Source organism: Acaricomes phytoseiuli DSM 14247, assembly GCF_000376245.1.
Taxonomy (GTDB): domain Bacteria; phylum Actinomycetota; class Actinomycetes; order Actinomycetales; family Micrococcaceae; genus Renibacterium; species Renibacterium phytoseiuli.
This window is the reverse complement of sequence record NZ_AQXM01000023.1, coordinates 1-8,547: the sequence shown is the minus strand read 5'-3', so window position 1 is coordinate 8,547 and position 8,547 is coordinate 1. Positions and strand designations below refer to the sequence as shown.

The 8,547-nt window shown below is 61.1% G+C and carries 8 protein-coding genes and 1 tRNA gene; 7 read left to right on the top strand and 2 right to left on the bottom strand.

Annotation, left to right across the window (positions count from 1 at the left end):
• Positions 1-318 precede the first annotated feature (318 nt).
• Positions 319-945 carry an MmpS family transport accessory protein gene (locus C501_RS0100515; RefSeq protein ID WP_018133685.1) on the top strand — a complete coding sequence of 209 codons (627 nt, stop codon included), beginning with the start codon at positions 319-321 and terminating at the stop codon, positions 943-945.
• Positions 946-1,107: 162 nt separating this feature from the next.
• Here the strand turns inward: C501_RS0100515 and C501_RS14110 are convergent, their stop codons facing one another.
• Both C501_RS14110 and C501_RS0100505 read right to left on the bottom strand, forming a co-directional pair.
• Entirely contained in the window at positions 1,108-1,257 is a 150-nt protein-coding gene (locus tag C501_RS14110) for a hypothetical protein (protein WP_018133684.1), read from the bottom strand.
• 146 nt (positions 1,258-1,403) lie between these two features.
• Positions 1,404-3,998, bottom strand: coding sequence for a phosphatidylglycerol lysyltransferase domain-containing protein (locus tag C501_RS0100505; protein WP_245532363.1), 2,595 nt, complete (start codon positions 3,996-3,998; stop codon positions 1,404-1,406).
• A gap of 169 nt (positions 3,999-4,167) precedes the next feature.
• Here C501_RS0100505 and C501_RS0100500 point away from each other — a divergent pair, with 169 nt between their 5' ends.
• The 6 genes from C501_RS0100500 to C501_RS0100470 form a co-directional block, all read left to right on the top strand.
• Positions 4,168-4,908: a phage holin family protein gene (locus tag C501_RS0100500; protein WP_018133682.1), complete on the top strand. Its 741-nt coding sequence runs from the start codon at positions 4,168-4,170 to the stop codon at positions 4,906-4,908.
• Positions 4,909-4,997: 89 nt separating this feature from the next.
• Positions 4,998-5,639 (top strand): CDP-alcohol phosphatidyltransferase family protein, encoded by a 642-nt coding sequence (locus C501_RS0100495; protein ID WP_018133681.1) that lies wholly within the window; start codon positions 4,998-5,000, stop codon positions 5,637-5,639.
• Positions 5,636-6,571 carry a DMT family transporter gene (locus tag C501_RS0100490; protein WP_018133680.1) on the top strand — a complete coding sequence of 312 codons (936 nt, stop codon included), beginning with the start codon at positions 5,636-5,638 and terminating at the stop codon, positions 6,569-6,571. The genes C501_RS0100495 and C501_RS0100490 overlap by 4 nt, the downstream gene beginning before the upstream one ends.
• An 87-nt stretch (positions 6,572-6,658) precedes the next feature.
• Positions 6,659-7,903, top strand: a complete 1,245-nt coding sequence (locus tag C501_RS0100485; RefSeq protein ID WP_018133679.1) for a glycosyltransferase — start codon at positions 6,659-6,661, stop codon at positions 7,901-7,903.
• Between the two features lie 66 nt (positions 7,904-7,969).
• Positions 7,970-8,046, top strand: a tRNA-Ile gene (locus tag C501_RS0100480).
• A gap of 326 nt (positions 8,047-8,372) precedes the next feature.
• A partial coding sequence (locus C501_RS0100470) for a transposase (RefSeq protein ID WP_026174453.1) occupies positions 8,373-8,547 on the top strand: 175 nt, incomplete at its 3' end.

Here is an 8,547-nt window from a genome sequence, read left to right as displayed (position 1 = left end):
GCCGGCAACGCGGCCTCGGCAAACTCACTCCCGTAGAGTTTGAGACGATCTACACGGACGCGAAAGCGGCCTGATCACCCCAAACCCCAACTGTCAACCAAACCCGGGACAGACCCGGTATGTACTTGCGTGAAAGCAATAGACCCGTTGAGATCTATGACCTTCGTTCTCTTAACTAAACCAGAGTCATTGGCAAGAAGTCACGTCGGCTTCAGAGGCTGAGAGCTGAACCTCGGGCTGGAAGCTCGGAATCCTGCGGCATCGCTCGCGTAAGATGGGCTTGCTTTTCTCATCCCTCTGACCTCTAAGGAACAATTAGTGGCCGACTACACTAACTACCCAGCGCCTTCTTCAGCACCGCTGCCCCCGGCTGCCGCCAAGCGCAACGGCCTGGCGATCGCCGCCTTGATCCTGGGAATCATCGCTTTCATCCTGGCTTTCATCCCATTCATCAACGTGCTGTCATTTCTGCTGGGACTTATCGGGTTGATCCTGGCCATCGTGGCCCTGGTGAAGAAGCAGTCCAAGGGCATGTCCATCACGGGCCTGGCACTCTCCGGGCTCTCGCTGATCATCGCCGCTCTGGTGACAGTTCTTGTCGCAGTGGGCATCGGCTTCCTGAGCAATGCCGCCTCCTCCGCCGCTTCGGCACCTCCGGGCACTGTTGTCTATGAGGTGACCAGCGATGCTCCGACCGCCGCATCGGTGACGTATATGGCTCTGGGCGATGATGAGATACAGCAGCAGAATGCCATCGCCCTGCCCTTCAGCCAGACCGAATCCTTTCAGCCTGCTGCATTCAACCTGAATGCCTTCTCCCTGACCGCCACTGCGGCTCCCGAAGCGACGAGCATCAGCTGCAAGATCACGGTCAACGGCGTTGTCAAAGATGAGAACACCGTCAACGGGCCGTCGGCAACGGTTTCCTGCACGGGCGCTCCCTAGCTCCTGGAACTAGTCCGGACGGCTGGAGCGCGGGGCCCTTCGAACGCGAAGGGCCCCGCGCGCTCCAGCCGTTTAGTTTAACTTGAAGTCCCCGCTGCGAATGAGTCACTGGCTTAGTGACTGCCTGGAAACCAGAGCCGGCAGAGCCGTGCCTTGTGGTTCCTACTGCCGCCGGACCGATACCAGCAGCAGCTTGGCCATGGCGATCTGGAGCAGGAAGACCAAGCCGATCAGTGAGGCCACGGCGATCAGAACACCGATGCTGCCGAAGGAGAGAACATTCCAGGCTCTGCTGGTAATTTCCGAGCTCATGGTGGGCCTCTTTTCAGAGTGTTAGGGTGTTTAACTTTTCCCTCTTCACTTTGCCCAGAGCAGCCCGGAGCAGCATCGGCGCCTGGAAGGATCTTCCGGGGCTGGTGCTCATCCCAGGGGTGGAGCCGCGTGGGTAGCCGGCAGTTTTATTCCGAGCGTTCGCCCCGGAGCAGATTGCTGAGCATCGCGGTGCGCTGCCGTGCGGAGAGTCCTGGCAGATACGCCTCCGCCACGGCGAGACCTATCGAGGCCAGAGCCAGCGGATCCTGATAGTACATGTACAGGGTGCGGTGCACCGGTTTGAATCTGGCTTTGAACGCGGCCAGGGAACGGAAGCCATAGAACGGTTCTAGGGATTGTGCCAAGAAGGAGAGAATCCGGTTCATGGCATCCTGGTTCTGCCCCTGCTCTGCATTCACGGTGCCCGCCAGGGGAGAGCCGGAAAGCGAGATTTCCTCGACCTGGGACTGGAAGTGGCGCACTGCGGAGGCGATCAGGAAATCCATGATGCCGTTGAAGGAATCCGAGCGCCGGCGCATGAAATCCAGGGTCCAGGAAATGACCTCGCCATCCCGGTAGACGGGAAGCCAACTGGTGACCGCGAGCACGGCCCCCGATTCATCGACGGCCAAGCAGCACACCACGGATTCGTCTTTGAGCTCATCTGGACCGCCGAGGGTGAAACCCAACTGCGGAAGCGCCCGCTCCGATACCCATTCCTCGCTCAGCTGCAGGATTTGCGCACGCAGCCCGGGGCTGAAGGAGGCGTAACTCCCCCAGATCTCGGTGATACCGAGTTTGCGGGCTTTATTGATCGCGGTGCGTACGTTCTGCCAGTCTTTCCCCTTGAAGTTCTGATCCTGGATTCTGAGCACCGTCTCCTCGGCGACCTCCAAGGATCGGAAACCCAAGCTGCTCAATTCTGGCCCGAGCTCCGCCGGAGCGGAATAGAAGCACGGTGCCAGGCCCATCTCCACCGCATAGGCCGTGAAACCGCGCAATGCTGCTGGATGGGCCTCTGGGTTGCCGAAAGGTTCAGCGACTGTGAGCGCCACCCCGTGATGCACCTGGTAAGCGACGCCGGCGTCTCGGCTCTCTGTGAACCAGTAGAAGTTCCCGTCCCAGAGAGCCATATGTGATATCGACCCGCCCCCGGTGCGGATCAGCTCTGCGGCCTGGATGTGCTCGCTGCTGTGATCCCGTGCGGTGCCGCTGTAACGCCGCGAGTCGCGGATCAACAGGAAGAGCAGGATCAGCCAGAACACGACACCGCCCATGGTGTACAGCACCGTGGTCAAGAATCCCTCAGGCAGTGCAACGTTGAAAGGGAGTTGGAAGGGGATGAACAGATGCGGTAGCTGAACCAGCAGCTCACCCAGCGAACCCGTTACGTTCCCGCGGTCCAGGTTGCCCTCCAGAAGCCACGCGGCGAGGTAGGCGATCAAGAGCGCGAGTCCGGTGAAACCGGCGATCTTGGCGAGGGTGCGACTGGCTGCCGGGTCGGAGCGGACATTGAAGGCACCCCGGGCAGCGATAAGGACGCCGATGATGATGATAGGCGTCAGCACCATGGGCACGAGGTAGAACGCGATACCGCTGGAGAGCATCAGGTCTTCGGGCATGGCGTAGAAGATCACCACACTGAGCAGTGAAACAGTGGCCATATAGGCCTGTGCCAAGATCGTGATCCACCAGGACAGCCGCCTGCCGCGACGCAGCCCGTCTGCGCAGACCAGCAGTAAGAGCATCGGGATGAGCGAAAGGATCACCGCGCCCGGGCTTGCGATTCCGACAACACCCTGGAGCGCGATGCAAGCTTGATCCCCAGAGCAGAAATAGCCGACCTCGTAACTATCCGGTACGTTCTGAAGCAGTAGGAGGTTTGCCGCTGAAAGTGGACCTACCGCGAAGTTGGCGGTGAGCTGACTGAGCGCCATCCCGAGGGCGAAGACGGCGAGCACGGTGGAGATCAGGACCCGAGTCTCGCGGAGGCTGGAGTGCCGGAAAGCATGAGCTTGAACGGAGCCCCGGGGAATCAGCAGCATGCCTACGCCGATGCCGACCAACGCGCCCAGCAGAGCCAGGACGGTCTCACCGTGCCCGAGGTAGAGCACGAGCATCATCGTGACGGACACCAGCCAGAGTCGCAATCTGCGCTGCCAGAACATGCCGAATGCGGCTGTGGCCAGGCCGAGCATTGCGCAGACCCCGCCGTAGACGCCCAGAAGGTAGCTGCCGCCGATGTAGTCCAGTAATTCGCTATCCCCGGAGGCGCCCCAATCCAGGACGGCCATGAGCCCTGCAGAGGCTCCTATTGTGCCGACCACGAAGCTGAGCGCGGTGCGCCAGATCCCGGCGAAACGCACCGCGCAGGTCACGGCGACGAAGAGCAGCGCAGAACCCATCAGATAATCCAGCCAGGAGCTGGCGAGCAACCCTGAGGTCAGCAGCGTCCAGAGCGGCCCGGGGCCGTCCTGCAAGGTGAGCGCCAGCTGTTCGGAGAGTTTTTCGGAGGGGCCATCGATCAGCGACCCCGTCAGGGCGCCGAAGCTCAAGAACCCCAGCACCGCTATGAGGGCGCAGAGCAGCGGCGTCGTCCAGGGCTTGCTCCGGGTCAGCTGCGTCAGGCCGTCCTGGTACTTCACTGTGTCGTTGCGAGCTGCGTCTGCGTGATCCGAGTCGTGCTGCTCATGGTTGATCACGCTCCCTGGTGCAGGGCGCGAAACCGGGTGATTTTCCACGACACTAGTATGCCTAATTCAGTTCCCGACTAGCACTGTGACAGTGCTGGATGGGGGCTGCCCGGGCCCTTTGACCGGCCAGATGGCTCCAGTCTGTCTGGGCGAATGGTAATTTTGACATGAGAATCACCTGGTTAGTACCCGACGAGCCTTTCTGGAGGCAGCAGCTATGAGCGAACCATCCGTGACCGAGGAGGTCCGCAGCGACGGCACGCTGATAGGTGATACGCGGGCTCTCGCAGCGCTTGCTCCCCGGCAGTTCAGTGATGAATTCACGCTGGCCAAGCGCGAACTCAAGGCCAAGGGGATCAGTGCCGGTGTGGGTGCTGCGCTTTTCGCCGCTGTTCTCGTGGTGTTGGGCTTGATGGTCATCGCCCTCGTGGTGGCAGCGATCATGGGCCTGGCCACGGTGATGCCGGCCTGGCTCGCCGCGCTGATCGTGGCGGCTTTTTTCCTGCTGATCATCGCGATCTGCGCATTCCTCGGCCTGCGCTACTTCAAGCGCGCTTTGCCGCCCACCCCGCAGGAAGCCCTGCGCGGGCTGCGCCATGACCTCGGTGTACTGCGCGAAGGCAGCAGTTTCGACCCGGCCAGCTTGGACGCCCAGGATGAAGAGTCAGTGGAAGCCGAAGAGGGCAAAACGTCCCAGGCCGAAGAAGCAAAAGAGTCGAAGCCCGCTCCGCCGAGCGACGAAGAGCTGCGGCAGAGGATCCAGGATCGGCGGGACCATCTGCTGCGCCTTCGCGACGACCTGGGCGAGCGGGCGGATGTTAAAGCGCAGTTTCAGTCAATGCTCGATGATCCGGACTCCGGGGTGAATCAGGTGCGTAGGCGCTGGATGCCCTGGAGCGTTGCTGCCGTGTCCGCCGTGACTTTCGTGGTTCTACTGAGAAAATTGATCAAGAGCTAGGCAGTGGACAGAGGCCACTCCAAAGAACTCTGAAGACCAGTCCGGCTAGTCTCAAAAGCTAGCCAGCAATGACAAGTGAAAGGGGCGGGATGAGACTCATCGGAGCCGGCACCCGTCCCGGGCACCCGGTCACCGTCCACCGGCGGATCTTCACTGTCCCCAATGTGCTCACCGTCGTGCGTTTTCTCGGCGTACCGCTCTTTGTCTGGCTCGTGCTCTCGGAGCGGGAGTATGGCTGGGGCGTCGTGGTCCTCGTCGTGATGGGAAGCACCGACTGGATCGACGGATATGTCGCGCGCCGCTTCGATCAGGCATCCGCACTGGGGCTCATCCTGGATCCCTTAGCGGATCGGATCGCTTTGATCACGGTGGCGATCACCCTGGCGATCGCGCAGATCATCCCCTGGTGGCTGCTGGCCCTATTGGTGATCCCTGATGCCAGTCTCACTCTGACCTCCTTGTTGTTCTTCCGCTGGCACCCGGACCTGCCTGTGAGTATCATCGGTAAACTGCGAACCGCGGCGCTGCTCATCGGCACGCCCATGCTGCTACTCGCCCGAGCCATAGGAGATGAGCCGAACGCTTTCACGGTGATCGCCTGGATCTTCCTGGTTATCGGCATCGTGGGGCACCTCATCGCTGCGAACAACTACTTCTGGGCGATCATTCGTAAACACCGGCAATTGCACCGCCCGGCGGCTTCTGAGAGTTCGGAGCCAGGCGCGCGATGATCTGGCTGGCGGTGGGCTGCGCGATAGCCTCAGCGTTCTTCATGGCTTTCGGCGCGCAGAGGCAGGGCAGTGCGGTCAAAAACAACACCAGCGGCCTGGCCCTGGGCGGCAGCAACTTCGCTAGTCTGCTGCGCAACCCGCGCTGGATCCTCGGGCTGGTGCTCCTGGCGACGGGCCTGCTGCTCAACGCCACTGCGCTGAGCCTCGGCACGCTCACCGTGATTCAGCCCATCGGGGCCATCGCACTGGTGATCACGACCGTCGTGAACTCCAGGGACCAGGGCATTCAGCTCAACCGTGCTACCGTCGTGGCGATTGTCGCCTGTGTGGCCGGTAGCGCGGCCTTTGTGCTGCTGGCGCTCAACGTGGTCCGGGAGAACAACAGCATCACCCGCCACGAGGAGATCACGGTCGTCCTGCTGCTTCTGCTGGTGGTCATGATTTTCGGCGGTGCGGCCGTGGCCCTGCGGAGGAGGCTCAAAGCTTTTTTCTACATCATCGGAGCCGGCGTGCTCTTCGGCTTCGTCGCCGTGATGACGAAGATCATCGCCAAGCAGATCTTCAATCCGAACGGGCTGGGCCTGGCCAATATCGAGTGGTATTCGATTGCCGCGATCATCGCCGCGGGAGGTCTCGGATCATGGTTCGTGCAGAGCGCCTATGCCTCTGGGCCCCCGGATCTGGTGATCGCCGGTTTGACGGTCATCGACCCGATGGTCGGCATCGCGATCGGCATCGTGATCCTGAACGAGCTGCAATCTGACGTGCCCGGTGTCGTGGCAATTGCCATGGCTGTGGCTGCTTTGATTGCTATCGTGGGAGTGGTCGCGCTTTCCAGGCACCATCCTGACGTCATCAAACGCAGAGGCAACTCGCGCAAGAACAGCAGGCGTTCGGCACGGAAAGCGGCCAAACGGGCTTGGCGTCCATAACGCCGGATCGCCCGTGCAGAAGCCGGCGAATCTTTCGCCGCGATCCTCTGCTGATGGGGGATAGGAGCTGAGCAGGAGCTGATAGTTGTGACCGACAGTCATGAAGCTGAGGGCGACCCGGAGACGGTCGAGCGCGATAGGAAGCCCTTGGTGGTGCTGATCGCTGCGGATACGTATCCGCCGGACGTCAACGGCGCGGCGCAGTTCTGCTACCGGTTGGCCAAGAACATGAGCGCCCGGGGGCACCAGATGCACGTGGTGGCGGCTCGCCCCAGCAAAGGGCAGAGCTACACCGAGCAGCGCAAAGAGGCTCAGGTGCACCGGCTGCGCTCGCACGCGGTCTTCACGCACCCCACGTACCGGATCTGCCTGCCGTGGGAGATCAAACGCCATATCGAGCTGCTCTTCGACCGGGTCCAGCCTGATGTAGTCCACATCCAGTGCCATTACATGATCGGTAAAGCGGTGATCGAAGAAGCCACCCGCCGCGGTATCCGGGTGATCGCGACCAACCACTTCATGCCGGAGAATCTCAACCCCTTCCTGCCCTTCCCGCAGTGGTTCGTGGACATCGTGGCTAAGAACTCCTGGCGTGATATGGGCAAGGTGATGGGAAACGCGGCGGTCGTGACGACCCCTACGCCGTTAGCGGCTAAGGCCATGCACGATCACGCCTTCTTGCGCAAAGTGCTGCCGGTCTCCAACGGCATCGACGCCGCAGCCTACGAGCTGCAGCCTGGCGAAGAGATCGCTCGCCCCGACCATCCCACGGTGCTTTTCGCCGGCCGATTGGCGGAGGAGAAGCACATCGACCTCTTGATTGAAGCGATGGCGAAGCTGCCGGCTGAGCTGGACGCGCATCTGGAGATCGTCGGCAGCGGAGAGATCCGGCCTAAGCTGGAGGCGCAGGTCGCCGAGATGGGCTTGCAGGGTCGGGTGAAGTTCCTGGGCGCGATCTCCGATGAGCAGCTGCGGGAGGCCTACCTGCGCGCTGAGCTTTTCGTGATGCCCGGTACGGCCGAGTTGCAGTCCCTGGTCTCACTGGAGGCCGCGAGCGCTTCCACTCCGCTGGTACTCGCCGATGCGATGGCGCTGCCGCATCTGATCGATCAAGAGAAGAAGAACGGGTACCTTTTCGAACCGGGTAATGTCGATGACCTGGCGGAGAAGATCACCACGGTGCTCTCCCTTCCCGAGGCCGAGTTGAAGGCGATGGGGAAGGCATCACGAGCGGTTGCTGAGAAGCACAGCATCAACGCCACCTTGGAGACTTTCGAGGATCTCTATTACGGAGCCAGCTTCGAGGAGAAATATCGCGAGCAGATGCTCTGAGGCTTTGCCGGCAGCCGGATCCACCGTTGTCGGCTAAGGTAGAAAGGTCGGTTTTCGCGCCGGCAGGGGGCTGTAGCTCAGCTGGTTAGAGCAGAGGACTCATAATCCTTTGGTCCTGGGTTCAAGTCCCAGCAGCCCTACCAATAAAAGCCCTGGTCAGAGCCTGTTTTTACAGTTTCTGACCGGGGCTTTTTCATCGTTAATACCCGTTTTGGTGGCCTATTTGGTGGCCTATGATGGCTTACGCTGCCGTCGTGACCGGTGGGCAGCGAGGTCAATGACCTCCGAAATGGGGGTGGGTTCTTGCCACAAAGCGTCTGTGACCTTTGACACAGCCTGCTGCTTCATCTCATCCAGCACGTGCTGATACCGGGTCAGCATTGACTGCTGCGACCAACCCATGGGTCTGCCCCGGGTTTGGTTGACATCTGATCTGTGAGGATTCGTCCTCGCTGGAAGGATGTATCTCTTGCCCAAGCCCTATCCGAAAGAGTTCCGTGACGATGTCGTGGCTGTGGCCCGTAAAGCCCGGGCCCCGTTATCGCAGATTGCGAGAGACTTCGGGATTTCCGAAGCCTCGTTGTTCAACTGGCTGAAAAAAGCAAACATCGAAGACGGGCGCGTGCCGGGCCTGACCGAGGACG

What these genes read in the sequence shown, in the direction of transcription:
- C501_RS14110 (WP_018133684.1), bottom strand. Translation starts at nt 1,257, where the DNA reads ATGAGCTCGGAAATTACCAGCAGAGCCTGGAATGTTCTCTCCTTCGGC.
- C501_RS0100500 (WP_018133682.1), top strand. Translation starts at nt 4,168, where the DNA reads ATGAGCGAACCATCCGTGACCGAGGAGGTCCGCAGCGACGGCACGCTG.
- C501_RS0100495 (WP_018133681.1), top strand. Translation starts at nt 4,998, where the DNA reads ATGAGACTCATCGGAGCCGGCACCCGTCCCGGGCACCCGGTCACCGTC.
- C501_RS0100490 (WP_018133680.1), top strand. Translation starts at nt 5,636, where the DNA reads ATGATCTGGCTGGCGGTGGGCTGCGCGATAGCCTCAGCGTTCTTCATG.